Source organism: Pseudoclavibacter sp. Z016 (assembly GCF_002931215.1).
Lineage (GTDB): Bacteria > Actinomycetota > Actinomycetes > Actinomycetales > Microbacteriaceae > Pseudoclavibacter.
This window is the reverse complement of record NZ_PSTU01000010.1, coordinates 1-25,059: the sequence shown is the minus strand read 5'-3', so window position 1 is coordinate 25,059 and position 25,059 is coordinate 1. Positions and strand designations below refer to the sequence as shown.

Below are 25,059 nucleotides of genomic sequence, written 5' to 3'. Positions count from 1 at the left end.
CGCCTACTCGACCGTCAGGAACCCCGAGCCGACGGACACCGAGAGCGTGTTCTTGGCGGAGTCCGACTGCCGGACATTGACGTTCGCCATCCCCGACTCGTTCAAGCCCGTCTCGAGCTTGTAGGTGCCGTCCGGCAGCGAGACGCTTCCGAAGCCCGACTCGATGGAGATGTCGGTGCTCTTCGGGGCCGCTCCCCCGAAGATGGCATTGAGGGCCCCCGAGCTGGCGGCGAGCGTCACATCCCCCGGCACCTCGGCGTCGATGTTGGAAGCGCCAGACCCCGTCGTGAGGCTCAGGTTGGCAGCCGACCCCTCGAAGTCGCTCGCACCCGAGTTCGTCTCGATGACCAGGTCCCCGAAGTCGCCGTCGATGGTCGCGGCCCCCGAGGTGACGTTGACCTGCGCGTCCAGCTTCCCGTCCTCCAGGCTCTCCGGGAGGGTCAGCGAGAGCTCCTCCTCACCGAACCCGTCGCCGTTCCTGCTGCCGCCCACCCGCTCGACGACGAGCTCGCCGCCCTCGGTCACGAGCTGCCACGCGTCGGCCTTCGTGAACCCCTTCGACTGCACACGCAGCTCGGCCTGCGAGACATCGCCGAACTCGATCTCCATGCCGACCGAGTCGATGTCGACGCGCAGCGAGGTGACGCCGGCGATCGACTGGCTGATCGTGGTCTCCTCGCGCAGGACGTCGCGGAGGTTGGCGAAGAATCCGCTGGTCACGGTTCCGGCGACGACCATGCCGCCGATGATCGCGACCGTGATGGTGATCCACCCGAATCGCTTCGGGCTGATGCCGTCAGCATCTGGGCGGGTGTCGGGCTCGAGAGTTGGCGTGGTCATCGGAGTTCTCCGTTCGTGGCGCGGGCGGTGAGGCCCTGTCCATCGAGGTGTGTCTGTGGCTGCGGGCGGGGCGCATGCCCCTGCCCGTCGAGGTGGGCGAGCACGGCGAGCACCCTGCGGTTGCCGCCGTCGCCCTGGTCGAGCTCGAGCTTCTGGAAGACCGCCGAGATGTGCTTCTCAACGCTCCCCGAGCTGACGTGGAGCGCCTCGGCGATCGCGTGGTTGGAGCGGCCTTCGGCCATGAGCCCGAGCACCTCGGACTCGCGGGGCGTGAGGCGCTCGAAACGCGCATCCCTGGTCTTCCTGGCGAGCAGCTGGGCGACGACCTCTGGGTCGAGCACCGTGCCGCCGGCCGTGACGCTGTCGACGCCGGCGAGGAACTGCTCGACGTCGGCGACCCGGTCCTTGAGGAGGTAGCCGAGCCCGCCCCTCGAACTCGAGATGAGCTCCGACGCGTACCGCTCCTCCACGTACTGCGAGAGGACCAGCACGGCGAGGCTCGGGTCGGTGGCCCGGAGCCGGAGCGCGGCCCGGATGCCCTCGTCGGTGAACCCTGGCGGCAGGCGGACGTCGAGGATGACGAGCTCCGGGTCGGTCTCGGCGACGAGCCGGTCGAGCCTGCCGTCGTCGGCGAGGATGCCCACCATGGTGTGGCCGGCGTCCTCGAGCAGGCGGGCGATGCCCTCCCGCAGGAGCGCGGAGTCTTCGCAGATCAGGATGCGCATGGCACGCTCACCTCGATCGTCGTCGGGCCTTCCGGCGGGCTCGAGATCATGATCGCGCCGCCTGCCGCTTCGATGCGGTCGGTCACCCCGTCGAGTCCGCCGCCAGGGACGAGACGTGCCCCTCCATGTCCGTCGTCCTGGATGCGGGCCCAGAGCATCGAGCCGCGCATGCGGACCTGCACCGAGATCTCCGACGCACCGGAGTGCTTCGCCGCGTTGCCGAGCGACTCGGCGACCGCGAAGTAGACGGCGGCCTCCGCATCCTTCGAGCAGCGTCCGGGGAGCTGCGCGTCGAGTACGACGGGGATGTGCGAGCGGGCAGCGAGCCCCGAGAGCGCGGCATCGAGGCCACGGTCGGTGAGCACGGCGGGCTGGAACCCACGGGCCAGCTGCCGCAGCTCGGTGACGGCGTCCTTCGTCGAGGCGTGCGCCTCGTCGATGAGTTCGGCAGCCCTGGCGGGATCCGAGTTCAGCTTCTGCTTGGCCATGCCGAGCGTCATGCCGATCGAGACGAGCCTCGGCTGCACGCTGTCGTGCAGGTCACGCTCGATGCGGTCGCGCTCCGTCGCGGCGCCTCGAACAGCGACGGTGCGGCGACGCCCCGCGTCGCGCACCTCCTCCTCGAGCTGCTGCTCCCGGTCGCGGGAGAGGAGGCTGATGGACGCCGCGCGCTGCACGTAGGCGAACGCGACGATGAGGGCGATGGCGATCAGCAGCATGCCGATGCCGATGAGCAGGCCGATGAACGGGGTGACGGCGAAGTCCATGCCCCAGACGGTCAGGGTCTCCCGGTCCTGCAGCGGCGAGAAGAGCGCGAAGACGCCGGAGACGCCGAGCTGCAGGGCGCCGAGGGAGAGCGTTCCGAGCACCGCGACGATCACGAGGTGCAGCATCGCCTTCCAGTTCGCCCCGTCGGCGAACTGCACGAGCGGCGTGAGCACGAACCGCCAGCCGTCGCGGCGACGCGAGCGGCGCATCCCGGCGTCGTCGAGTGGCCGGTCGTAGAGGGCCGCCACCCGGCGCCGCTCGAAGGCGGAGACGCCGCGGAACGAGAACGCGAGGCCAGCGAGGACGACGACGCCGAAGCCCAGCACGAAGAGCAGTCCGACGCCGAGTCCGAGGAGGCCGAACATGAGCGAGAGGAGGAGCGGCGCGATGACGCCGCCGGCGGCGAGGTGCAGCGAGGTCAGACTCAGCTGCTTGACGTTGTTCTTCATGTCCACAACGCTATGGTCGCGCGCCTCGCCGCGACACGGAGCATCCCTCACACCTCAGCGGGGGTTTTCCCCCAGATGTCCCTCCGCCCGCACAGGGAGGAATCCGGGCGCAGCTGCGAGCATGGACGCATGACTCTGGACGTCGTGATCATCGCCGACACCCACCTCCCGAAGCGCGCTCAGGCACTCCCGGAGGTGCTCTGGCGGGCGATCGAACGCGCGGACGTGGTCTTCCATGCCGGTGACTGGGTCGACGGCGACACGCTCGATGCGCTGCAGGCTCGGGCGCGCAGGATGGTCGGCGTATGGGGCAACAACGATGGCCCGGAGCTGCGAGAGCGCCTGCCGGAGGTCGCCCGCGTCGAACTCGATGGCGTCCGCTTCGCGATGACCCACGAGACCGGGCAGAAGGCGGGGCGGGAGCGCCGCATGGACACGCTCTTCCCCGACACCGACGTGCTGGTCTTCGGGCACAGCCACATCCCGTGGGACACGACCACCCCCACCGGGCTGCGCCTCCTCAATCCCGGCTCCCCCACCGACCGTCGCCGACAGCCGCGGGTCACCTACCTGACCGTGCGGGTGGATGCCGGGCAGCTCACGCGGGTGGAGCTTCGGGACGCGCGCACGGGTGATCTGGTTCCAGACGCCGACGGCGCTGACTGAGCACCGGGTCCCGACTCCCAGCCCGGCTCCCGGCTACGCGTCGGCGGTCGCCGTGTCTGCGTCGATGTCGTGGCGCTCGAGGAACTCGAACACCTCGCGCTGGTCGACGCCGGGGAAGTCGCCCGTCGGGAGGGGCGAGAACACGTGCGCGTGCACTCGGGCGCTCGGCCAGGCCTTCGCCGACCAGCGCTCGCTGAGCTCAGCCCCCGGCGTGCGGCAGCACGCACCGTCGGGGCAGGTCGACGATGCGCGCTGCTTCGTGTCGCGCCCGCGGAACCAGCGGGCCTCGTCGAACGGCACGCCGATCGTGATGGAGAACTCGCCGGCGTCGGCGTGCCCCGTCTGGGTGGAGCACCAGAACGTGCCGGCAGGGGTGTCGGTGTACTGGTAGGTCTCCGTGGTCCGGTTCGTCCGGGCGAGGGCGCTCACGGCCGAGAACTTCCGGCACACGAACTGGCCCTCGACGGAGCCGGTGACGTCCTGCGGGAGCGGGAGGGAGTCGTTCTCGTAGGCCTTCGAGATGGAACCCTTGTCGTCGACGCGCAGGAAGTGCAGCTTGATGTCGAGGTGCGAGGTGAGCAGGTTCGTCATGCGCAGGGCGGCGGCTTCGTGGGTCACGCCGAACGCGTCCCGGAAGTCCTCGACGGCCATGTCGCGGCGCTCCTTCGCGTCGCGGAGGAACGCGACCGAGCGCGCCTCCGGCATGAGGCAGGCCGCCGCGAAGTAATTGATCTCGAGGCGCTGGCGCAGGAAGTCGGCGTAGTCCTCGGGGCGGCGGTGGCCGAGCACCCGGTGCGCCATCGCCTGCAGCGCCATCGCGCGCAGCCCGTGCCCGCCGGGGATGGAGGCTGGCGGCAGGTAGATGCGACCGTTCTCCAGGTCGGTGATGGAGCGCGTGGACCTGGGCAGGTCGTTGACGTAGATGAGCTGGAACCCGAGGTGGTCGGCCATCTTGCCGACCGAGTGGTGCATGAGGGCGCCGCGCGTGTGGTCCACTCTGCTGAGCAGCTCGTCGGCGAGCTTGTCGAGGTCGGGCATGTAGTTGTCGTGGGCGCGCATCGCGAGCCGCAGCTCGGTGTTGGCGCGGCGCGCCTCCTCGGGCGTCGCGCTCGCCTCGGTCCGGCGGCGCACGATCTCGCTGTGCATGCCGGTGAGGGCGCGCAGCACCTCGTCGGAGAGCGACTTCGTCGAGGGGATGCGCGGGAGCCCGAGCTCCTGGTAGACGGTCGAGGTCTGCGCGCGCTCGAGCTCGATCTCGAGGCGGGAGCGATCATCCGGCGGCGTGTTGGCGAGCATCTCGCTCAGGTCGACGTCGAACACCTCGGCGAGCTGCTGCAGCACGGAGAGCTTCGGCTCGCGCTTGCCGTTCTCGATGAGCGAGAGCTGGCTGGCGAGCAGCCCGGTCTTCTCGCCGAGCGCTTCGAGCGTGAGCGAGCGCTCCTTGCGGTAGTAGCGGATGCGCCGCCCGAGCAGGAGGGAATCCACTGCGCCGCCTTTCCCTGTGGTTTCTGTCGATTTTTGCGCAGCGGGGAAAGGACCGAGTCCGCTCATGGGTGCCTCCGGGCATCTGAATTGCTGATGTGTGAAATTTTGCCATTTTTCTCGGCCAATCTCCATCCCGGGGCGTCCGGCGCAGGTCAACACTGGGTGTACGACGCCATGCACGTATGCGAGACGGAGACAGCTCGCATGCAGAACCGTGAAAGCAGCATCGAAATGACTGAACAGGCACATGACCACCTCGACGTCCCGCAGCGGGCAGCGAACCCGGAAGTCAACGACTGGGTCCGCGAGATCGCCGCACTGACGAAGCCGAGCCGCATCGTCTGGTGCGACGGCTCCCAGTCCGAGATCGACGCCCTCACCGCCGAGATGGTCGAAGCAGGCACGCTCATCAAGCTCAACGAAGAGCTCCGCCCTGGCTCCTACCTCGCCCGCTCCGACGCCGGCGATGTCGCCCGCGTCGAGAGCCGCACCTACATCTGCTCGGAGAACGAGGAAGACGCGGGCCCCACGAACAACTGGCGTGCGCCCGCCGAGATGAAAGCAGAGCTGAGCGGCCTCTTCGACGGCTCCATGCGCGGCCGCCCCATGTACGTCGTTCCCTTCGCGATGGGCCCGCTCGGCGGGGCGATCACGCAGTACGGCGTCGAGATCACGGACTCCCCGTACGTCGTGCTGTCGATGGCTCTCATGACCCGCTCCGGCGACGGCGCCCTCGAGCACCTCACGCCGGGACGCGACTGGGTGAAGGCCCTGCACACCGTCGGCTTCCCGCTCGAGTTCGAGGACGGCTCGAGCCGCCCCGACGTCGCCTGGCCGCACAACGAGTCGAAGTACATCACCCACTTCCCCGAGACGCGGGAGATCATCTCCTACGGCTCCGGGTACGGCGGCAACGCGCTCCTCGGCAAGAAGTGCTTCGCGCTGCGCATCGCGTCGGCCATGGGGCACGACGAGGGCTGGATGGCCGAGCACATGCTCCTCATCCAGGTCACGAGCCCTGAGGGCAAGACCTACACGCTCACGGGTGCATTCCCCTCCGCGACCGGCAAGACGAACTTCGCGATGATGAAGCCCAAGCTCGATGGCTGGAAGGTCGAGACGCTCGGCGACGACATCGTGTGGATGCGCAAGGCGGCCGACGGTCGACTCAACGCCATCAACCCAGAGTTCGGGTTCTTCGGCGTCGCACCGGGCACGGGCTACGACACCAACCCCGTCGCGATGGAGACCATCACGACGAACACGATCTTCACGAACGTCGCGCTGACCGACGACGGCGACGTCTGGTGGGAGGGCATGACCGACGAGGCGCCCGCGCACCTCATCGACTGGCAGGGCAACGACTGGACTCCCGAGTCCGGAACGAAGGCCGCGCATCCGAACGCCCGCTTCACGGTGCGCGCCTCGCAGTGCCCGACCCTCTCCCCCGCCTGGGAGGCTCCCGACGGCGTGCCCGTCGACGCGATCCTCTTCGGCGGCCGCCGTGCGAGCAACGTCCCGCTGGTCTTCGAGTCGAAGGACTGGCAGCACGGCTGCTTCCTCGGCGCGACGCTCGCCAGCGAGCAGACCGCGGCCGCAGAGGGCCCAGTCGGCATCCTGCGCCGCGACCCCTTCGCCATGCAGCCCTTCGCCGGCTACCACATGGCCGACTACTGGGGACACTGGCTGAACATCGGCGCCGACCTCGGCGACAAGGCACCCCGCATCTTCCAGGTCAACTGGTTCCGCAAGGACCAGGACGGCAAGTTCCTGTGGCCCGGCTTCGGCGAGAACGTGCGCGCCGTGAAGTGGATCGTCGACCGACTCGAGAACCGTGCCGATTCGCTGGAGAGCCCTATCGGCCAGCTGCCCGTGACGAGCGACATCGACATCTCGGGCCTCGAGGGCTTCGAGCCCGCCGCACTCGAGGAGATCTTCACGGTCGACCCCGAGTCGTGGCTCGTGGAGGTCGGCGTGACCCGCGAGTACTTCGACAGCATCGGCGAGAAGGTCCCCGCGGCGCTCTACACCGAGCTCGACGCCGTGCACGGTGCGCTGGACGCGGCTGCCGCATCCACCCAGACCAAGGCCCCCATCGGGGCCTGAAAGACGGCGGCGAGCGGGACTCCGACCACTCGCCGCAAGCTGTGCCCCTCCGCGCGCGCGTGGCGCGGAGGGGCGCACAACTCCTGGCAGCTCGAACCCCTGTGTTCGCAGCTGAGCCCCTCAAGGATGCGCCCCTGAGGGGCTTTTCCTTGCCCTCGCACGCGACCCGCCCGGCAACCCGCGACACCCCCGGAGCCGCTACCCTGGATGGGTTCACAACAGGCACCCCAGACTCGGTGCCGCCAACATCGACACGGAGTGTGCATGTCCAGCTCGCCCTCAGTTCCTTCTTCTTCCTCAACTCAGGGCATTCCTGACAAGCCCGTCCTCGAGGGCCTCGAAGTCAAGTGGGGTGAGCGCTGGGAGGACTCCGGCACCTACCGCTTCAACCGCGAAGGCGCGACTCGAGGCGACATCTACTCGATCGACACGCCTCCCCCCACGGCGTCTGGCTCGCTCCACGTCGGCCACGTCTTCTCGTACACGCACACCGACGTCGTCGCGCGCTTCCAGCGCATGAGCGGCAAGCGCGTCTTCTACCCGATGGGCTGGGACGACAACGGCCTCCCCACCGAGCGACGCGTGCAGAACTACTACGGCGTGCGCTGCGACCCGTCGCTCCCCTACGAGGCCGACTTCACGCCGCCGCACGAGGGTGGCGACGGCAAGAGCATCAAGGCCGCCGACCAGCAGCCCATCTCGCGCCGCAACTTCATCGAACTGTGCGAGCAGCTCACCATCGAGGACGAGAAGGCCTTCGAGGAGCTCTGGCGCCAGCTCGGCCTCTCGGTCGACTGGACGCAGAGCTACCGCACGATCGACGACTCCTCGCGCCGCAAGAGCCAGCTCGGGTTCCTCCGCAACCTCGAGCGCGGCGAGGCCTACCAGGACCAGGCGCCGACGCTGTGGGACATCACCTTCCGCACGGCCGTCGCGCAGGCCGAACTCGAAGACCGGGAGCAGCCGGGCGCCTACCACCGCATCGGCTTCGCCCGCGAGGGCGGCGAGCCGATCTTCATCGAGACGACGCGCCCCGAGCTCCTCCCGGCGTGTGTGGCCCTGGTCGCGCACCCCGACGACGAGCGCTACCAGCCGTTCTTCGGCACGACCGTCACGACGCCCCTGTTCGGTGTCGAGGTGCCCGTTCTCGCGCATCCGCTCGCCCAGAAGGACAAGGGCAGCGGAATCGCCATGATCTGCACGTTCGGCGACGTCACCGACGTCGTGTGGTGGCGTGAGCTGAAGCTCCCGAACCGCACCGTGCTCGGCAAGGACGGCCGCCTCATCGCGGACGCCCCAGAGGCCATCACCAGCGAGGCGGGCAAGGCCGCGTACGCCGAGCTCGCCGGCAAGACCGTGTTCAGCGCCAAGAAGGCCGTCGTCGAGCTCCTCCAGGCGTCCGGCGACCTGGTCGGCGACCCCAAGCCCATCCAGCACCCCGTGAAGTTCTTCGAGAAGGGCGACCGCCCGCTCGAGATCGTCTCCACCCGCCAGTGGTACGTGAAGAACGGCGCGACCGACGTCGACCTCAAGGCCCGCCTCATCGAGCTCGGCCGCGAGATCTCCTTCTGGCCCGACTTCATGCGCGTGCGCTACGAGAACTGGGTCGAGGGCCTCTCCGGCGACTGGCTCATCTCGCGCCAGCGCTTCTTCGGCGTGCCCATCCCCGTCTGGTACCCCATCGACGCCGACGGCGAGGTGCAGTACGAGTCGCCCATCACCCCGGATGCGTCGCAGTTGCCCGTCGACCCGTCCTCCGATGTCCCGAACGGCTACACCGAGGCGCAGCGGGGCGAAGCTGGCGGCTTCCTCGGCGAGGTCGACGTCATGGACACCTGGATGACCTCCTCCCTCACCCCGCAGCTCGCTGGCGGATGGGAGTCCGACGAGGAGCTCTTCGGTCTCGTCTTCCCCTACGACCTGCGCCCGCAGGGCCAGGACATCATCCGCACGTGGCTCTTCTCGACCGTGCTGCGCGCGCAGCTCGAGCACGGCGTCGCCCCCTGGTCGAACGCCACGATCTCCGGCTTCATCGTCGACCCCGACCGCAAGAAGATGTCGAAGTCGAAGGGCAACGTCGTGACGCCCGCCGACATGCTCCAGGCGCACGGCTCCGACGCCGTCCGCTACTGGGCGGCCTCCAGCCGCCTCGGCACCGACGCGGCGTTCGACCCGAAGAACCCGACGCAGATCAAGATCGGCCGCCGCCTCGCGATCAAGGTGCTCAACGCGTCGAAGCTCGTGCTGGGCTACGGCGACCACGTCGGCGAGGTCACGGAGCCGCTCGACCGCTCGATGCTCGCTGAGCTGAACCGAGTCGTCGGCGAGGCGACGAAGGCGTTCTCCGACTACAACCACGCTCGCGCGCTCGAGGTCACCGAGACGTTCTTCTGGACGTTCTGCGACGACTACCTCGAGCTCGTGAAGGAGCGCGCGTACGGCGCCGGCGAGGACGCCGCGGCTCAGGCCTCGGCCGTCACCGCCATGCGCTCGGCGATCGACGTGATCCAGCGCCTCTTCGCCCCGTTCATTCCGTTCGCGACCGCCGAGTCGTGGTCGTGGTGGCACGATTCCGAGCTGCACACGGCAGCTTGGCCGACGTCGGCGGACCTCGCGGCGGCCGGCGACCAGGACGGCGCGCTCCTCGCACTGACGAGCACGGCCCTCACGAGCATCCGCGGCGCGAAGACCGCGGCGAAGGCTTCCCAGAAGACGCCGGTGGCGAGTGCGGTCATCGCGGCGCCCGAGGAATCGGTGGCGCTGCTTCGCCTCGCTTCCGCGGATCTCCGCCACGTCGGTCGCATCGAGCAGCTCGACTTCGAGGTCGCCGAGGCGCTCGAGGTCCGGGATATCGAGCTGCTCGTCGTCCCGCAGACCGAGGCGTCGTCGTAGGCTGGGGGTTCCCCCCAAGTCTGAGTGCAGCAGCGACGTCAGTGACAGAAGAGGAGTCAGGGCCGGCATGACAGTTCCTGAAAAGGCCAAGCCCCGCAAGCGAACGCGGGACCGCGCCGCGGCGCGTCCCAGCATCGAGGTCAGGGCCATGGGCCCGACCGACTACTTCGTCTGGCAGCCGCTGTTCGCGCAGCACGTGGATGCGCTGGGCGAGAGCTCGAACGACGGGCGCGCGCTCGGCGTGTGGCGCCACGTCGCCAGCAAGACGGGCAACCTCGAGGGCATGATCGCGTTCGTCGAGGGCGAGCCCCGCGGCTACGTGCTGTTCCGTGAGCGCCTCGACATCCGCGGTGCTCGCACGGTGCTGAACATCGAGGCGAAGTACTCGGGCGCCGACTCGAACCGGGCGGCCGTCAACGAGGAGCTCCTCGGCGCGGTGTTCGCCGCGGCCGCGAAGCGTGGCTTCGACGCCATCTCGTGGCTGGTCGACGCCGAGGACGAGGTCGGCCTGCAGCAGTCCGCGCGCATGGGCAGCCGCAGCGACGAGGTCCGCTTCGAGATCTCCGTCGACTCCCGCCAGCAGAACGAAGGCTAGACGTGCTCATCGGCGAACGGTGGCGGGCGGGCAGCCGCCCGCCCCGCTCGCTCGAGAAGTACCCGGAGTTCGTCGAGGCCTGCTCCGCACAGGAGCACGTCCTCTCCCCGACGGTCGGCGACGTCTCGAAGCTGTGGTGGACGCTCACTTGGCTCGAGGGGCGGCCCATCGCCGAGCTCGAACAGGGGCCGCGGGTCGCGCTCCGCGCTGACGGCTCGGTGCAGGTGAGCGGCGCCGAGGAACCGGTCGGAGCTGGCGTCGGCGTCGCCGACGGGGACTCGCCCGAGCACGACGTGTTCGACGAAGACGAAGATGACGACGACCTCTTCCCGGAGCCAGCGCCCCGCGCCTGAGCGGCGTCGCCGCGCTGCGCGCGTCGCCCCTGCTGCCGGGCCCGGCCCTGCCCCCACCCCGGCCCGGGGGTCGACAGCTGAGTTGTGGTCGTCTCGATCGCGTGAGAACGACCACAACTCCGCTCTGCGTTTCGCGGACGGGGTGACGACCGGATGCGTCCGCTGAGCGCGGACAGCGGATGCGCGTGCCGTGTCGGTGGTCGCGCCTAGGGTTGGAAGCATGACCCAGACCGTGCAGCTCGACGCCGAGAACCCGTTCGCCAACCCCAGCTCGCTTCCCTTCCAGTTGCCGCCGTTCGGAGAGGTGCGCGAAGAGCACTTCCTCCCGGCGTTCGAAGCTGGCATGGCGCAGCAGCTCGCGGAGGTCCAGGCGATCACGGCGAACCCCGAGCCTGCGACGTTCGCGAACACGGTCGAGGCCCTCGAGCGATCCGGCCAGCTCCTCGAGCGCACGGCCGCCGTCTTCTTCACGCTCAGCTCCGGCGACGCGACCCCGGGCATCGACAAGATCGAGGCGGAGATCGGGCCTCGGCTGACCGCGCACGAAGACTCCATCACGCTGAACCGGGCGCTGTTCGCGCGCATCCAGTCGGTGCACGACACCCGCGAGCAGGCGGGGCTCACCGACGAGCAGACGTTCCTGGTCGAGAAGCTGCACCGCAACTCGAGCCTCGCGGGTGCTGGCCTCGATGATGCGTCGTCGGCTCGCCTGCGTGAGCTCAACGGCCGCCTGTCGGAGCTCGAGGTGCAGTTCGACCAGAAGCTGCAGGCCGACAGCAACGCGCTCGCCCTGGTCGTCGACTCCGCGGAAGAGCTCGCGGGGCTCGACGAGAGTGCCATCTCGGCCGCATCCGCTGCCGCGGAGGCTCGCGGGCTCACCGGCAAGTACTTGATCTCGCTGGTGCTCTTCACGGGCCACCCGCTGCTCTCGACGCTCACGAACCGCGAGACGCGACGCAAGCTGTTCGAGGCGTCGTCCGCGCGCGGCAGCCGCGGTGGCGACCACGACACGAGGGCCACGGCGCTCGAGATGGTGCGCGTGCGCGCCGAGCGGGCCCGTCTGCTCGGCTTCGAGAACCACGCTGAGGCCGCCGCGGCGAAGTCGACCGCAGGGAGCGCATCCGCGATCCGAGCGCGCCTCGAGCAGCTCTCGACTCCCGCCGCCGCCAACGCGCGCCGTGAGCAGGACGTGCTGCAGGCCACCATCGACGCCGAACAGGCCGCGGCCGGTGAGCCGAGCTTCGCGCTCGAGCCGTGGGACTGGGCGTTCTACACCGAGAAGGTGCGCGCCCGCGACTACGCCGTCGACACGTCGCAGATGCGCCCGTTCTTCGAGGCGAAGGCGGTGCTCGAGAACGGCGTCTTCTACGCCGCGAACCGCCTCTTCGGAGTCACGTTCACCGAGCGGCCCGAGCTGCGCGGTCACCACGCGGACGCGGTCGTGTACGAGGTGGGCAACGAGGACGGCACCGAGGTCGGGCTGTTCTCGCTCGACCTCTACACGCGCGATTCGAAGCGGGGTGGCGCGTGGATGAACTCGGTCATCCAGCAGAACCGCCTGCTCGGCGAGCCGACGGTCGTGCTCAACACGTTGAACGTGCCGAAGCCCGTTGAGGGCTCGCCGACGCTGCTCACCTTCGACGAGGTGGAGACGCTCTTCCACGAGTTCGGGCACGCCCTGCACGGCCTGTTCGCGCTGGTCGGCTACCCGAGCCTGGGTGGCACGAATGTGCCCCGCGACTTCGTCGAGTTCCCGAGCCAGGTGAACGAGATGTGGATGCTGTGGCCCGAGGTGCTGCGCAACTACGCGAAGCATCACGAGACGGGTGAGCAGCTGTCGGAGGAGCTCGTCGAGCGCCTGCTCGACTCGGCGTCATTCAACGAGGGCTTCGGCACCAGCGAGTACCTGGCTGCGTCGGTCATCGACCTCGAATGGCACTCGCTGTCGCCCGAGGAAGCGGCCGAGGTGACCGACGTCGAGGCATTCGAGCAAGCCGTTCTGCGCCGCTACGGGCTCGATCTTCCCGCCGTGCCGCCGCGGTACACGCTCCCCTACTTCCAGCACATCTTCGCCGGCGGCTACAGCGCCGGCTACTACGGCTATATCTGGAGCGAGGTGCTCGACGCGGCGACGGTCGACTGGTTCGCGGAGCAGGCGGAGCTCGACGGCGGCCTGCGAGCTGCGGGCGAGCGCTTCCGTCGCAGCATCCTCGAGCCTGGTGGCTCCCGCGAGGCGATGTCGCTGGTCAGCGACCTCCTCGGCGGCCCGGCCCCCATCGAGCCGCTGCTCAAGCGCCGCGGACTGCAGTAGCTGCGATGGAGGGGCTTCGGCCCCTCCATCTTGCGGTCACTTCGGCACGCTTTGGAGGGCTTGGGACGCAGTCGTCCGAGATGACGAGGTGTTCCTCGGCACGAATGATGTCCAGGTACCGTGGCCCGCTCGGACTGCGCTGAGCCGACGTCCAGAACGGCATGTTCGGCTGGACGGCATGGAGCTCTTCTGGGGTATCGCGTTGATCGTGGTCGGCGGCACGGCAGCGGTCGTCGACAACTGGCGCCACGCGGTCGTGAACCCTGAGCACCGGATCCCGTGGATCGGCCGCCCGCCGGTGCTCCCCCGAGCCTGGTACGTGGCGCGCGTCATCATGGGGTTCGCCACCGTCTACGGCGTCCTGACCGTCATGAGGGCCACCGAGCTGCCGATGTTCATGGCTGCGGTGCTCGCAGCCGTCGCTGTCCTGCCCGGGTTCTTCGTGGCGGTGGCCCACAACCGGCGGGTCAATCGTCAGCGGCTCGAAACTGCCCCGCAGTAGGAATAGACCTGCGCGAGCCCGAGTCGCACTCCCGAAGAGACACATTCAGGATTGCTGCACCAGCAACGCTATAACCGGTGGGGCTTCATTCCTCGACCGATACGGTGGATGCATGAGTTCGTCGGTCGTTGTCGTTCCGCGAAGCCACTGGATCAGTGCCTGGTTCCTGCTTCTCTTCGCGGTTCCCGTCGTCCGCGTCGACGACGTCGACCACCCGGCCCGTTGGGGACAGCCGACCGAGATCACCGTTGAGCCTGGCTCGCACAGAGTCGGCGTCGGTGCGAGGTACCACGGAACCAGAAGCGCGGTCGGCATCGGGGGCGCGGAATCCAGCTTCGTGGTCGCTGAGCAACAGCGACTCCTCTTGGACGCCAGGAACGGCTTCTTCAACCACGACCCCTTCCGAGTGACCGAGCGATCGATCGGAGCACTTCGGTGACCGGTCCGGATGTCCCGGCCATGGGATGCTCGGGAGCCGCGCGCGATGTCGCCGCCCGTCTGCTCCTCGGCCCCCGCGGGCGCAGGCTGTGCCTCGAGTACGCCGTGCACTCCAGCCCAGCGGTCGGCTCAGCCCTGTTCCCACTCGCGCGTCACGTCGACGTCAACCCGGGGGTTCGCTACAGCCTGACCGGACACGCGCCCATGCCCACGGACGATCCGATCCCCACTGCTGAGGAGTTGGCCGCGTGCCTCAGCGGCGTCGACCTGGCAACGGTCGATCCCGAGGGCGTGACGGAAGCCCTGCGCGCGTCACTCAACTCGGCCCGCTACTGGCAGGAACCAGACGGCAACGACGAGGTTGCGGCGTTGCCCGAAGTCCGGGCCGCACTCCACCCGATCGCTGAACTCGTCGCCGCAGCGCTCCCGGGCCTCGCCTCCCCGCGGGGAAAGAAGCAGTGGGCGGTGGACTGGAACCCGGCGGAGAACGCCGCACCGCTCCCCACCGACCCGGCAGCCGCCCTCCGGACGTGGACGCGGGAGCTGGCCGACGAAGAGCAACGGGCAGCGCGAGACCGCCCATTGGATCCGCACGCGCGCTGGTCGGGAACCTGGTGGTCGGTGCCACAGACAATCCTCGAAACCCGAGGAACCGTGGAGGCGGCGCTCGAGCTCATGGAGGACTCCTTCGGCTGGACGGCGGCGACCTTCATTCCGGTCAGCGGCGTTGGGTCCGTGCTGGAGATCGAGTCGGCTGACGACTGGGCGAGGCTCTGCCGCGACTACCCGGCCGAGGTGACGGCGTCGCGGCGCCACGACTGGTTCCGGACGACTGGGCGGAACGGTCGCTGGGTCATTCCGCACTGGGAGCGCGTCGCGCAGGACTGGGACGCCGTGCACCTCACGGCCCTGGGCTACTACTCCTCGGCAACGCAGCTCGTGCGCGTCGATACGGAGTTCGCATCCGTGATCGCAGGGTGGGCGCCCGACTCGACGCTGTGGCTGCGCGACGTCGCTCGCGAAGCTACCGCGGCACGCGAGGAGTGGTCCCGGCCGACTGAACAGGATGAATGGGCACGCAACACCGCCGCGTAGTCACAACGCCTGACCTTCAACCTGTGGGCCGAGCCGGAGTGATGCTCGCTCGTGCGGGACAAGCCGAGCATCTTTCCAGGGCTCTCACGAACAGCGCCGTACGTTGGTGAATCATGATCGAAGACCACGTTCGCGTCGAAGCGGCGTCCGAGCTTGACGTCGCCGCGGTAGCGAATCTCATCGCCCAAGCGCGTGCCTGGTTGGCGTCTCGTGGCATCGACCAGTGGCAGGACGAGGTGCCGATGTCGCTCCTGGAATCCGATGCGGCGCACGGGCGCCTGTTCGTCGTGAGGGACGGGGACCGCACCGTGGCGACGGTCACCCTCTCCGACTCCGACACCGCGATCTGGGGCACCACCGCGCGCGCGGCTCTCTACGTGCACCGCTTGGCGGTCGCGCAGACGCACCGGGGCGTCGGTCTCGGCGAGAGCGTCCTCGATTGGGCGCGGTCGCAGGCGACGGCTGGCAGTATTCCGCTCCTCCGACTCGACTGCGCAACCGAGAACCGCGCGCTGCGGTCGTACTACGAACAGCGAGGGTTTCGGCACGTCCGGGATGCCACCGTCATCTCACCCGACGGTGCACGCGAGCTGGCGTCCAGCCTCTATGAGGCAGAGCTCCCTCGCCTCTGAGAGGTGCTCGTGCTGATCTTCGCCACGAGCGCCAGGACGATGACGCCTGCGGCGACGAAGAGCATCGCTGTGACGAAGATCATGACCGAGACGACAAGGCCCTAGACGCATCGCCTCCATGGGCGACCAGGTCCTCGAGTCCCACCGCCGCGGTGAGGCGTCACCCAGAACAACGTGTTCGTGTGGGCCATATGGAACTCTTCTGGGGCATCGTGCTGCTGGCCATCGGATCGGCGGCGTGCGCCGTCGACGTCGTCCGACTGTCCAGGAGCAACCCGGGGCAGAGGATCCCGCTGTTCGGCCGGCCGCCGAAGCTGCCGCGCCTGTGGTTCCTCCCCCGCCTGGTCATGGTCTTCGCCGTCATTGGTGGACTGCAGCTGCTCGGGCGAGCCGCAGACCTGACATTCCTCCTGACCGCCGTCTTGCTGGGAGTGGTCCTGCTCGTGCCGGCTCTCGGGGTCGCAGCGCTGCACAACCGCCGGATCGGCATGCGCGACGCGAGGCGATCCGCTCGGCAGGGCCGCGAATCGCTGCCCTGAGCCACAGCGTCCCGGGCAGACGAGATCTAAGCTCGTGCCATGTCAATGGTGGAATCCGAGCCGGAAAGCGCAGCGGTAAGCGCACGCGCGCCGCGCGGGGAAGCCAGGATCATTGCCCTCGCCGTATCGGGGGTGTTCGTTCTCGGGTTCTTGGCGCTCGCACTCGGCCAAGGGATCACGGAGATGCTCGTCTACGGTGCCGCGATGGAGACTGATCGGGATCCGCGCTCGTCCGCCGCGCTGAACTACGGCGAGGCGAAGTCCATGACCGACCTCGCGATCCTCGCCCTCGGCATCGCCTGGATCGCATACCTCGGGGCCGCCGTCAGTTTCGCCAGCATCGGTCCGCGCGCCTTCGGCCGCACGTTCGGGATGCTCGTCCTGCTCTCGGTCATCGTCATCGTGGTTCCCGTCGGCTGGCCTCTACTCGACCTCGCGGTGCGATGAGCGACGACGTGCCCACCTGGCACACGGCCGAGCATCGCCCAGTTCGCCCCTCGGCCTGGCGCCCGATCCTCGGGTGGAGCATCGCAACCGTCATCATCCTGTTCGCGGCGGCGGCGACGCTCGTCATCGGCGTCTTCCTCGCGCTCAGCGTCGGCGAGGTCCTCCACTACGGCCCCGAAGCCAACGCGAGCGACACCTGGACCACACCCAAGGGACACTACGAGGAGGCCATCCTCACGACGTGGATAGCCGGTGTCGCTCACTTCCTGGTCTGGTTCTTCAGCCTTTCGGCGGCGGCCATCACCGCCGCCTGCACCCACAAGTCAGTGTGGTGGTCGCTCGGCATCATCACGGTCCTCGTCGCGCTCGAGATCAGCGCCGCTGTCGTCATCCAGCACGTCAGGTACGAGGCGGGCGAATACCTGGGGTGAGCGAGCCCCGCGGTGCGCGCCGCTAGATCTGCGCGGCCGCTGCGAGGTCAACGACGCGCATGACCTCGCGCTTGGGTGAGAGCTGCACCACCGTGATCGCGGCCGCGAAGGCTGCGCTGTTCTTCTCCCGCGCAACCTGGATGCGGCGCCGGAACGTCCCCAATTGCACGTCGAGCTTCTCGGCAGCGTCGGCGACCGACATGCCAGGCAGCTCCCCGCGAGGTGTGGCGCCGATCGCCTCGGATGCGATCTTGTTTCGCTGCGCCGCACGCTCGCGCGACTGCCGCGCCCTGGCCTCGCGTTCCTCCGGGGTGCCGCCGAATCTCGTGGTCGCGGTCGCCCCCGTGACGCCGAGCGCCGCTCCGATCTGCGCCCACGTCGAACCGGCGGCGCGAGCGCGCTCGACAGCATCCACGAGGCCGACTTCCTCGAGCCATCTGGCCGCGTCGCGCGTCGCCGTGACGCGCGCAAGCGGATCGCCGTTGCCCGGCGCCAGTCGTTCGAGGGCAGCTTCAAGTGGTTCACGCATGGCATCCATCTGATCGAGCGTACGTCGAGCAACGGCAACCCGTCCGCCGGCCACCTCGAACCGCTCCGACGGCACTCCCTGGCCGCCTCGCGCCTCGGCCCGGTATCCTCGGCGGCATGCTCAGCGACGGCAACCAAGTGCCTGCAGCGTCGGTCCCGGACTGGGAGTTCCGGTTCAGCACAGGCGAGCGTGAGCAGGCGTCGCTGACCGGGGATCAGCGCATCCGTCTGACTCACCTGCAGTCACTTCTCCCGGCGACGGGTCACGCCCTGCCCGCGCAGCGCCGCGAGGAGCTGACGGTGGGGTTGCGAGCGCTCGTCGAGGAAGGGGTCAGCGTCGACCTGCTGGCAGTCGAGCTCCGCCTTCCCCGTGCCTTCGTGGCCAGCATCAACGAGGCCTGAGCCAGGCTCTCGGCTCTCGGTTGATTCGCGATCCGCCCCGCCAGGCGTAGGGTGTTCTCCATCGTGATCCGAAGCCAGGAGGTGACACCCATGAACGCAGGACCAACAGTGGGTGCTCCCCGCAGCTCACGAACTCGCGACTAAGCAGGTCGCGCTGGGAGCGCCCGTCACGCACCGTGTGAAAGGCAACCTCCATGGACCTTCCTTCCTCCTCCGCTCCCCTGCTCGTGCCGTCTGACGCACGCAGCCCCCGCCGCGCACTTGTGCTCGGCGGAGGCGGCTCAACCGGCAACGCCTGGCTCATCGGGGTGCTCGCGGGCCTCGACGCGGCGGGCCTCGACGTCGCGTCCGCCGACCTCGTCGTGGGCACCTCGGCGGGGGCAACCGCCGGTGCTCAGCTCGCCGGGGCGACACCGTCCGACCTGTTCGAGGCGATTCTCGCCGCGCCCGCGCGACCCCTCCCGTCCGGGCCCCGGCACCCGCCCCCACCGGGGGCAGTATCCGAACAGGTCGCAGCCCAGCTCGAACAGATGCAGCGGCTCATCGCCGGATCCGCGGACGCGACGGACATGCGCCGACGACTCGGCGCATCCGCGCTCGAGCGGCTGTCGGCTGCCGACGGATCGTGGCAGGACCGCTGGCGCAGCATCGTCGCCTCCCGCCTCCCAGTGCTGGACTGGCCTGCGAGGCAGCTGCTGCTCACCGCCGTCGACGCCGCGACCGGCGACCCGGTGACGTTCGACCAGAACAGCGGTGCGGACCTCGTCGACGTCGTCGCAGCGAGCACATCGAGCGGCCTCCCGTACAGCGTCGGCGATCGGTGGCTCATCGACGGCGGCTTCCGCCGAAACGAGAACGCCGACCTCGCAATGGGCTTCGACCGTGTCCTGGTGCTTGCCCCGTTCTCGGGGAAGAGCCTCACACCGCGCGAGTGGGGCCTGCAGCTGGATGCGCAGCTCGAGGAGCTGCGCACGACCGGCAGCACCGTCGAGACCATCTTCCCGGGTGCCGAGCTCGACCACCTGTTCGGGGCCAACGCCATGGACCTCTCGCTGCGACCATCCGCCGCTCGCGCCGGATTCGCGCGTGGGCAGCGCTGTGCGGAGGAGGTGGCTGCGAGCTGGGTGTAACGATGGGGTGAAATCTTCGCCCAGAGGATTCCCAGAAGAAGTAAGGGTCACCTAAGCTGAGGGAATTCAGTCTTCGGTGCGATCCCCTCGCACCGATCCCGCCCGAAGGGATCCCTCATGACCATCGTCACCGACACCGCGACGACCATCAGCGCGCGCCTGCGCGAGCGCACCTCGCAGGCCCACGAAAGCGCCGAACGCTCGCGCTTCCTCGAGCGCCTCCTGGGCGGCCAGCTCGGCATCGACGCCTGGGCTGCGCTGCTGCAGCAGTACGGCTTCATGTACGAAGCACTCGAGAGCGCGGCGGTCCCCGTGCGCGAGAGCAACAAGCTCGGCGCCATCCCGGCAGTTGAGCTGAACCGTGCCGCTTCGATCGCAGCCGACCTGGAAGCGCTCGCTCCGCGGCTCACGCAGCCGCTCCCCGGTGAGCTCCCGGCCACCCGCGACTACGCGGAACGGATCACCGCATCCGCCGACGACCCGGCCCGCTACCTCGCACACCACTACACGCGCTACCTCGGCGACCTCTCCGGTGGCCAGGCAATGCGCGTCATGCTCGACCGCACCTACGGGCTCCCCGCGGATGAGGCGACGTTCTTCGAATTCACCGAGATCCCCGCGATCGTGCCGTTCAAGCGCGCCTACCGCACCCAGCTCGACGACCTCGCCTTCGACGAAGCGGCCATCGCGCGCCTCCTCGACGAAGCCAACGCGAGCTTCACCTGCAACGAGCGCATCTTCGAAGCACTCGACGCGCGCTTCTAGCGACAACCGCGCGCAGACGCAGACGCGCAGACGCGCAGGTGCGCAGACGCGCAGGTGCGGACGCGCGCAGGTGCGCAGGTGCGCAGACGCGCAGGTGCGCAGACGCGCAGGTGCGCACGGCCCGCATCCACTCGGATGCGGGCCGTTCTCGCGTGCCCGCAGGCCTCCGCACCGACTCGCGCACCTCACGGGAGCGGCTCCAAACCCGGCCAGTGCGCGCAGAGTTGTGGCGAAACGCGGTCGGGACGAGCGGCACCAGCACCGGGCCACAACACTGCGCCGCAGCCTGAGCCTGGACCTGCACCTGTTACCCGCACCCGCCACGCGCCACGCGCGCCCGCAGCTGTCCCTGCATCTGCGCCCGTATCCGCACTTGCGCCCGCACCCGTACCTGCGCCCACATCCGCATCCGCACTTGCGCCCGCACCTGCACCCGTGCTTGCACCCGCACCCGCACCCGGACCCGTGTTTGCGCCGCTCCCCGCATCTTCGCCCGCGGCGCGCCTGCAACCGGACCTGCGCGCCTGCATCTGCACTCGACGGCGCCGCCCACGAGCGACACGAGCGCAAAGTTGTGGCCAGGTGAGGTCGGGAAGCGGAGCAACAGCATCCCGCCACAACTATGTCGAGGTAGCAAGGCAGCGAGTAGAGCAGCGCGCAGAGCTACAAACGACACGGGCGAACCCCGCAAACGTGGCGCGCGTCCCAGCACAAGGCCGAGAGCTGAGTTGTGGTCGCTACGAGCGCACTTTGACGACCACAACTCCACTTTGGGCGAGCGGATGACCGTTCCGAACCTCCGGACATCTCGACTCCCCGCAACCGTGGCGCGCGTCCCAGCACAAGGCCGAGAGCTGAGTTGCGGTCGCTACGAGCGCACTTTGACGACCACAACTCCACTTTGGGCGAGCGGACGACGGCTCCGACGGGTCGGAAGCCGCACCTACCCGAAGAGGTTCGGGTCGAGGCCGAGCCTTCGTCGGACGAGGAGCGAGATCGACCAGTTCAGACCGGCGATGGCGAGCATGCCTGCTCCCCCGCCGAGCACCATAGGCGCAGTGATCTCCCCGATCTGCAGGCCCGAGGCCTCACTCGCGGTGGCGACCGGGCCAGCCTCCGACTGCGCGGCTCCCCCGCCGGCGGTCGCGACACCGGCCGCAGGCGCCGTCGTGGTGGGGGCGGGTGCGGCCGCGTTCGGAGCCCGCGTCCCGCTCGAGGCGTTGTTCTGCGTGAGCGTCGGCGCGGCCGGCGCGCTGTACGCGCCCACGGTGGGCGTGTGGTCGCCGGCGAGGCTCACCGTGAGCGGGATCGTCGGCTTGTAGGCGTCGCGAGCGCCGTTCGAGGTGAACCAGTACGAGAACTGGCCGGTCTCCTTCTGGAAGTCGACGAAGTCCGACGGGAACGCGCCCCAGTAGCTGGAGTTCAGCGCCGTGCGTGCCGCCTGTGCTGTCGCGGTCGAGTCGCCCCCGCCGACCACTCCCTGCGACTGGCCCGTGCCGCTGTACGAGACGCCCACGTAGTCGGGGGTGGTCGTGATGACATCGCCACTGGTGTCGACGCCGGTCAGGTTGGCGAGGGTGATGGTGCGCTCGGCCAGCGGCATCCACTTCGAGGCGTCCGTCATCGACGCCCCGTAGCCGGACGCGGTCGCGGTGATGGTGCCCTTGCCGCTCCCGTCCACCTTGAGCACGGGGTCGGTTGCCGTCCAATAGGTGAGCCCGCCGTAGAAGGCGACGGTGAAGCTGCCGCGCCACTGCACGGTCAGCTCTGAGCCGGAACGGGTCGCCTCGCCGCCCGTGATGCGCACCTGGGATTCCGTGTGGGAGCCGAGCCGTGCCGTCGAGACGGCGGTGCCGGTGCGGTCGATGCACTTCGTCGCCCAGCTTGCCTGCTCGAAGCCGTTGCCGTTGGGCTTGATGATGGTGACGTTGCCGTCGGCGGAGCGGTACTCACTCGCGTTCCAGGCCCGCGATGAGCCCGTGTCTCCGGCCTCGCCTGCCGCGAGGAAGTTGCATCCTCCGGCGTAGGCGCCGCTTGTTGCCTCCTTGTTGAGGCCCCAGTAGAACGTCGCGCCGTCGGCGGATGCGCCGCCGCCGTCGGTGGGTGCGGTCGGCTCGGTGCTCGGGGGCGTCGTGGGCGTGGTTGTCTGCTCGGGCGGCATGGTGGGTTCGGGGCGCGATCCGGTGCTGAGCTGCTGCGTCGCGGATGCGCCAGCCTGGGTCGCGAGGTACGGGGTCACGGTGATCGCGTACTCGGTGTCGGCGGTGAGCCCCGGAACGATCGTCGTTCCCTGGCCAGTCGCATCCGCTGGAACCTGCAGGATCGCTCCGACGGCGGTGCCGCCCTGCGTGAGCTGCACCTGGTACCCCGTCGGGGGGCCTCCGCCGTCGGCAGGCCAGGTGATGGTGGTCGTGAATGAGCTGGCCTGGATGTCGCTGACCGTCACTCCTGGCTGCGTCGTCGTCCCGAGCGGCGGTACGACGGTGATGCGGAGCTGGTGGCCGGCGCCGAGGTCGATCGGGGCCTCTGCTGCACCGTTGCGCACGGCGAGGGTGAACACGTGCGCACCCTCGGGCAGTTCCGCGATGTCCCACGTGCCAAGACCGGCACCGGCCGTGATCTGCGCGGTCGTGCCCGGCAGCAGCTGCAGCTCGCTCCCGTCCGCGGCGCGGAGCACGGGCTCCCCGGAGATGTCCTCGCCGAGGTTGGCGAATCGCACCTTGGTGCCCTCGGCGTAGCCGAGCGGCACCCGCTCGTAGGCGGGAGTGGCCGTCGGGGAGGTGTCGAAGCGCAGCTCGAGCGGCGCGGCGACCTTCTTCGGGTCGGCGATGCCGCCCGAGGAGTACCAGTAGCTCGACTGCCCGCTCGCTTCGTGGAACGCCACGAAGTCCTTCGGCCAGGAGCCCCAGTCGTCGCCCGTGCGGGCCTGCGGTGTGCTGACGGCACCCGCATCCACGCCCCGGTAGTCGGGGGTGATGGTGGCACCGGATGCCGTGAGCTGGGCCGGCGTGGCGTCGATCGTGGCGAGCGTGACGCGCTGCGGGTCGAGTTTCTGCCACTTCGTCGGGTCGTCCATATCGGCGCCGTAGCCGCCAGCGGTGCCCGTGAGCGTGCCCCTGCCGTCGGTGAGGTCGAGCCTGAGGTCGTCGACCGACCAGTACGTCATGCCTCCGTAGAAGACCACGGTGAAGGCACCGTCCCAGGAGATGCTGGCCGTGCCGGCTTCGAGGTCGACGGTGCCGGTGCCGTCGGCGAGGTTGACCTGGTTGGCGCTTGTCGATCCGGCTCCCGTGCCGACTCTGCTCCCGCCTGCGTCGAGGCACCTGGAGTCCCACGTGGCGGGCACCTGGTTGCCGGCGGCGTCGGGCTTCGTGATCGTGACGCTGCCGTCGCTCGCCGAGTAGAGGCGATCGTCGGCCCAGACCGCGGAGCTGCCGTTGTCGCCGGATGCTCCGGCGGAGAGGAAGTTGCACCCGCCGAAGTAGGCGCCACCGCCTGCTTCGTCGTTCATGGCCCAGGAGAGGCCGACCCCCGTGACCGGTGTCGATGCCGCCTCGGCGGAGTCCGCGGCCAGGAGCCCGACTCCCGCGAGAAGTCCCATGATGCCGATGCCGGCGAGGATGCGCGTGCCGATCCCCGGGGCCGGCAGGCGGCGCCCGCGCGGGGTGCCTAGGCGGTGCGTCGCTGAGGTCACCGTGCGTCCTCCCGGCGTCCGGCCGCGCTCGAGAGGATGAGGGTGGGCGCATCGCGCTCCTCGCCGCCCGCGTCGCCGCGGGCGTCGTCGAGCGGACTCGGGTGGCGCGGTGAGGGAGCGTCCATGGCGAAGAAGTCGACGAGCTTGTCGTTCTCGAGCGGCGCGGGGCCGGCGGGAACGTGCGAGAGCGCCTGCTGGGCCCCGACCGCGCCCAGCCTGCGCCGGGCGCGAGCCTCGCGCTGCTCTTGCGAGAGCCTGACTGCCGCGGTTTTCCTGCGCTGCTTCTCTCGCTCCTGCAGCGCCTTGCGCTCCCGCTGCCCGCGCACCTTCTCGAGTGCGGCCGGGTTGACGCCGAGGAGGAGGCTCTTCGCGGCGAGGTACGCGCCGATCCCGACGGCGAGCGCGACGACCGTGAGGCCGACGAGCAGCAGGACGGGCGCGAGCACCACGAGCCAGGCGAGCGCGTCGCCGACGGAGCCGAGGCCCTGCGACGCGGCTGTGCTCTGCGTTGTCATCCCGACGGGGGCGGAGGTCGCGACAGGCGCCGCGTCGCCAGGCTGCTCGGCGGGAGCCGCGGGGGCCGCCGCCTGCGGCTGCTGGGCGCTGGCCTCGGCCTGAGGGGCGACGGCTGCCGCACCGCCGGCGAAGGTGAGCGGCGTGAACGACTCGTTGTTCGTGTTCTTCACGCCGTGCGCCCCGATCGTGATGATGCCGCATTGCACGGTGGTGCAGTCGACCGAGGTCGCATTCTGGTCGCGGTCGTACGTCTGGAAGACGGCGCCGGGAATGCGCAGCGTTCCCGACCACGTGCCGTCGGCCGCGACCTCGCCGCCGTTCGCGGCGTAGGAGGTCGACCCGCCAGGGAAGGCGGCGAACAGCTGGTAGCCGACGGGGTTCGTCTCGTCGTCGTACACGTACCGGTAGTCCTCCCCCGTGACGCCGCCGGCGCTCGGCTTCCACGAGCCGCCGTTCGGATCGTCGACCCAGCCGAACAGCACGTAGATGCCGCCGAACCCGCCCTGCACCGACTGGAAGCCGGAACCCGACACCTGGATCTCGCTCTGCGCATCCGCCGCGGGCTGTCCGGAGATGGTCACCTGGCCCGCGGCGTGTGCGGGCGACGCGGTGACGCCGGCGAGCAGGGCACCGAGGGCGAGGGCGAGGGCCGCGACGATCGAGGCGGCCAAGCGCGCCCGGGAGAAGCGGCTGGCCGTTGGGGTGGTGGCGGTCATGCGTTCTGCCCTTCTGCGGCGGGGGTCGAGGGGG

23 protein-coding genes are annotated in these 25,059 nt (G+C 69.5%); 16 read left to right on the top strand and 7 right to left on the bottom strand.

The annotated features are described in order from the left end of the window. Window positions 1–3 precede the first annotated feature (3 nt). Genes C5B99_RS05630 through C5B99_RS05620 form a run of 3 tightly spaced genes read right to left on the bottom strand, consistent with a single transcriptional unit; the run spans window position 4 to window position 2,782 of the window. Complete coding sequence (locus tag C5B99_RS05630; RefSeq protein ID WP_104240816.1) at window positions 4–840, bottom strand: hypothetical protein; 837 nt, start codon at window positions 838–840, stop codon at window positions 4–6. After that, window positions 837–1,565, bottom strand: a complete 729-nt coding sequence (locus C5B99_RS05625) for a response regulator transcription factor (protein WP_104240815.1) — start codon at window positions 1,563–1,565, stop codon at window positions 837–839. The genes C5B99_RS05630 and C5B99_RS05625 overlap by 4 nt, the downstream gene beginning before the upstream one ends. After that, on the bottom strand, window positions 1,553–2,782 hold the full coding sequence (locus tag C5B99_RS05620; protein ID WP_104240814.1) for a sensor histidine kinase: 1,230 nt from the start codon (window positions 2,780–2,782) through the stop codon (window positions 1,553–1,555). Before C5B99_RS05620 ends, C5B99_RS05625 begins: the two co-directional genes overlap by 13 nt. 129 nt (window positions 2,783–2,911) lie before the next feature. Between C5B99_RS05620 and C5B99_RS05615 the strand changes: the two genes are divergently transcribed. Further along, entirely contained in the window at window positions 2,912–3,448 is a 537-nt protein-coding gene (locus C5B99_RS05615) for a metallophosphoesterase (protein WP_104240813.1), read from the top strand. Between the two features lie 33 nt (window positions 3,449–3,481). Here C5B99_RS05615 and C5B99_RS05610 read toward each other — a convergent pair whose 3' ends face one another. After that, entirely contained in the window at window positions 3,482–4,933 is a 1,452-nt protein-coding gene (locus C5B99_RS05610; RefSeq protein WP_258063083.1) for a helix-turn-helix transcriptional regulator, read from the bottom strand. A 231-nt stretch (window positions 4,934–5,164) separates the two neighbouring features. Between C5B99_RS05610 and C5B99_RS05605 the strand changes: the two genes are divergently transcribed. The 12 genes from C5B99_RS05605 to C5B99_RS05550 all read left to right on the top strand — a co-directional run bounded on the left by C5B99_RS05605 (window position 5,165) and on the right by C5B99_RS05550 (window position 17,274). Beyond that, a complete protein-coding gene (locus C5B99_RS05605) occupies window positions 5,165–7,039 on the top strand; it encodes a phosphoenolpyruvate carboxykinase (GTP) (RefSeq protein ID WP_104240910.1) in 1,875 nt (624 codons plus the stop codon). A gap of 264 nt (window positions 7,040–7,303) precedes the next feature. Continuing rightward, entirely contained in the window at window positions 7,304–9,931 is a 2,628-nt protein-coding gene (valS, locus tag C5B99_RS05600; RefSeq protein WP_104240811.1) for a valine--tRNA ligase, read from the top strand. A gap of 67 nt (window positions 9,932–9,998) precedes the next feature. Further along, window positions 9,999–10,526 carry a hypothetical protein gene (locus C5B99_RS05595; RefSeq protein ID WP_146080224.1) on the top strand — a complete coding sequence of 176 codons (528 nt, stop codon included), beginning with the start codon at window positions 9,999–10,001 and terminating at the stop codon, window positions 10,524–10,526. Between the two features lie 2 nt (window positions 10,527–10,528). Then, window positions 10,529–10,879 (top strand): hypothetical protein, encoded by a 351-nt coding sequence (locus C5B99_RS05590; RefSeq protein WP_104240809.1) that lies wholly within the window; start codon window positions 10,529–10,531, stop codon window positions 10,877–10,879. 220 nt (window positions 10,880–11,099) lie between these two features. Next, window positions 11,100–13,190, top strand: coding sequence for a M3 family metallopeptidase (locus C5B99_RS05585; protein ID WP_104240808.1), 2,091 nt, complete (start codon window positions 11,100–11,102; stop codon window positions 13,188–13,190). Between the two features lie 178 nt (window positions 13,191–13,368). Further along, window positions 13,369–13,692 carry a hypothetical protein gene (locus C5B99_RS05580; protein ID WP_104240807.1) on the top strand — a complete coding sequence of 108 codons (324 nt, stop codon included), beginning with the start codon at window positions 13,369–13,371 and terminating at the stop codon, window positions 13,690–13,692. Between the two features lie 112 nt (window positions 13,693–13,804). Beyond that, entirely contained in the window at window positions 13,805–14,131 is a 327-nt protein-coding gene (locus C5B99_RS05575; RefSeq protein ID WP_104240806.1) for a hypothetical protein, read from the top strand. Further along, on the top strand, window positions 14,128–15,225 hold the full coding sequence (locus tag C5B99_RS05570; RefSeq protein ID WP_104240805.1) for a hypothetical protein: 1,098 nt from the start codon (window positions 14,128–14,130) through the stop codon (window positions 15,223–15,225). The genes C5B99_RS05575 and C5B99_RS05570 overlap by 4 nt, the downstream gene beginning before the upstream one ends. A gap of 113 nt (window positions 15,226–15,338) precedes the next feature. Then, window positions 15,339–15,857: a GNAT family N-acetyltransferase gene (locus tag C5B99_RS05565; protein ID WP_104240804.1), complete on the top strand. Its 519-nt coding sequence runs from the start codon at window positions 15,339–15,341 to the stop codon at window positions 15,855–15,857. Between the two features lie 191 nt (window positions 15,858–16,048). Next, the gene (locus C5B99_RS05560) at window positions 16,049–16,396 is read left to right on the top strand and encodes a hypothetical protein (protein WP_104240803.1); all 348 of its coding nucleotides are present in this window, start codon (window positions 16,049–16,051) and stop codon (window positions 16,394–16,396) included. A 39-nt stretch (window positions 16,397–16,435) separates the two neighbouring features. Next, window positions 16,436–16,843: a hypothetical protein gene (locus C5B99_RS05555; protein ID WP_146081950.1), complete on the top strand. Its 408-nt coding sequence runs from the start codon at window positions 16,436–16,438 to the stop codon at window positions 16,841–16,843. After that, complete coding sequence (locus C5B99_RS05550; protein ID WP_104240801.1) at window positions 16,840–17,274, top strand: hypothetical protein; 435 nt, start codon at window positions 16,840–16,842, stop codon at window positions 17,272–17,274. The genes C5B99_RS05555 and C5B99_RS05550 overlap by 4 nt, the downstream gene beginning before the upstream one ends. Before the next feature lie 22 nt (window positions 17,275–17,296). Here C5B99_RS05550 and C5B99_RS05545 read toward each other — a convergent pair whose 3' ends face one another. Beyond that, window positions 17,297–17,803, bottom strand: a complete 507-nt coding sequence (locus C5B99_RS05545) for a hypothetical protein (protein ID WP_146081319.1) — start codon at window positions 17,801–17,803, stop codon at window positions 17,297–17,299. Between the two features lie 116 nt (window positions 17,804–17,919). On the opposite strand from C5B99_RS05545, the gene C5B99_RS05540 reads away from it, so the two are divergent. The 3 genes from C5B99_RS05540 (at window position 17,920) to C5B99_RS05530 (ending at window position 20,099) form a co-directional block, all read left to right on the top strand. Then, window positions 17,920–18,204 (top strand): hypothetical protein, encoded by a 285-nt coding sequence (locus C5B99_RS05540; RefSeq protein WP_104240799.1) that lies wholly within the window; start codon window positions 17,920–17,922, stop codon window positions 18,202–18,204. Window positions 18,205–18,398: 194 nt separating this feature from the next. Then, window positions 18,399–19,334, top strand: a complete 936-nt coding sequence (locus C5B99_RS05535) for a patatin-like phospholipase family protein (RefSeq protein WP_104240798.1) — start codon at window positions 18,399–18,401, stop codon at window positions 19,332–19,334. Between the two features lie 117 nt (window positions 19,335–19,451). Further along, on the top strand, window positions 19,452–20,099 hold the full coding sequence (locus C5B99_RS05530; protein ID WP_104240797.1) for a heme oxygenase (biliverdin-producing): 648 nt from the start codon (window positions 19,452–19,454) through the stop codon (window positions 20,097–20,099). A 943-nt stretch (window positions 20,100–21,042) separates the two neighbouring features. On the opposite strand, the gene C5B99_RS05520 is transcribed toward C5B99_RS05530, so the two are convergent. Further along, complete coding sequence (locus C5B99_RS05520) at window positions 21,043–23,793, bottom strand: fibronectin type III domain-containing protein (protein WP_104240795.1); 2,751 nt, start codon at window positions 23,791–23,793, stop codon at window positions 21,043–21,045. After that, the gene (locus C5B99_RS05515) at window positions 23,790–25,025 is read right to left on the bottom strand and encodes a hypothetical protein (protein WP_104240794.1); all 1,236 of its coding nucleotides are present in this window, start codon (window positions 25,023–25,025) and stop codon (window positions 23,790–23,792) included. Before C5B99_RS05515 ends, C5B99_RS05520 begins: the two co-directional genes overlap by 4 nt. Window positions 25,026–25,059: the final 34 nt, after the last annotated feature.

Bases quoted from the DNA above. Each gene is read 5' to 3' on its own strand.
- C5B99_RS05630 (WP_104240816.1), bottom strand. From the start codon at position 840: ATGACCACGCCAACTCTCGAGCCCGACACCCGCCCAGATGCTGACGGC.
- C5B99_RS05625 (WP_104240815.1), bottom strand. From the start codon at position 1,565: ATGCGCATCCTGATCTGCGAAGACTCCGCGCTCCTGCGGGAGGGCATC.
- C5B99_RS05620 (WP_104240814.1), bottom strand. From the start codon at position 2,782: ATGAAGAACAACGTCAAGCAGCTGAGTCTGACCTCGCTGCACCTCGCC.
- C5B99_RS05615 (WP_104240813.1), top strand. From the start codon at position 2,912: ATGACTCTGGACGTCGTGATCATCGCCGACACCCACCTCCCGAAGCGC.
- C5B99_RS05605 (WP_104240910.1), top strand. From the start codon at position 5,165: ATGACTGAACAGGCACATGACCACCTCGACGTCCCGCAGCGGGCAGCG.
- valS (WP_104240811.1), top strand. From the start codon at position 7,304: ATGTCCAGCTCGCCCTCAGTTCCTTCTTCTTCCTCAACTCAGGGCATT.
- C5B99_RS05595 (WP_146080224.1), top strand. From the start codon at position 9,999: ATGACAGTTCCTGAAAAGGCCAAGCCCCGCAAGCGAACGCGGGACCGC.
- C5B99_RS05585 (WP_104240808.1), top strand. From the start codon at position 11,100: ATGACCCAGACCGTGCAGCTCGACGCCGAGAACCCGTTCGCCAACCCC.
- C5B99_RS05580 (WP_104240807.1), top strand. From the start codon at position 13,369: ATGGAGCTCTTCTGGGGTATCGCGTTGATCGTGGTCGGCGGCACGGCA.
- C5B99_RS05575 (WP_104240806.1), top strand. From the start codon at position 13,805: ATGAGTTCGTCGGTCGTTGTCGTTCCGCGAAGCCACTGGATCAGTGCC.
- C5B99_RS05565 (WP_104240804.1), top strand. From the start codon at position 15,339: ATGATCGAAGACCACGTTCGCGTCGAAGCGGCGTCCGAGCTTGACGTC.
- C5B99_RS05560 (WP_104240803.1), top strand. From the start codon at position 16,049: ATGGAACTCTTCTGGGGCATCGTGCTGCTGGCCATCGGATCGGCGGCG.
- C5B99_RS05555 (WP_146081950.1), top strand. From the start codon at position 16,436: ATGTCAATGGTGGAATCCGAGCCGGAAAGCGCAGCGGTAAGCGCACGC.
- C5B99_RS05550 (WP_104240801.1), top strand. From the start codon at position 16,840: ATGAGCGACGACGTGCCCACCTGGCACACGGCCGAGCATCGCCCAGTT.
- C5B99_RS05545 (WP_146081319.1), bottom strand. From the start codon at position 17,803: ATGCGTGAACCACTTGAAGCTGCCCTCGAACGACTGGCGCCGGGCAAC.
- C5B99_RS05540 (WP_104240799.1), top strand. From the start codon at position 17,920: ATGCTCAGCGACGGCAACCAAGTGCCTGCAGCGTCGGTCCCGGACTGG.
- C5B99_RS05535 (WP_104240798.1), top strand. From the start codon at position 18,399: ATGGACCTTCCTTCCTCCTCCGCTCCCCTGCTCGTGCCGTCTGACGCA.
- C5B99_RS05530 (WP_104240797.1), top strand. From the start codon at position 19,452: ATGACCATCGTCACCGACACCGCGACGACCATCAGCGCGCGCCTGCGC.
- C5B99_RS05515 (WP_104240794.1), bottom strand. From the start codon at position 25,025: ATGACCGCCACCACCCCAACGGCCAGCCGCTTCTCCCGGGCGCGCTTG.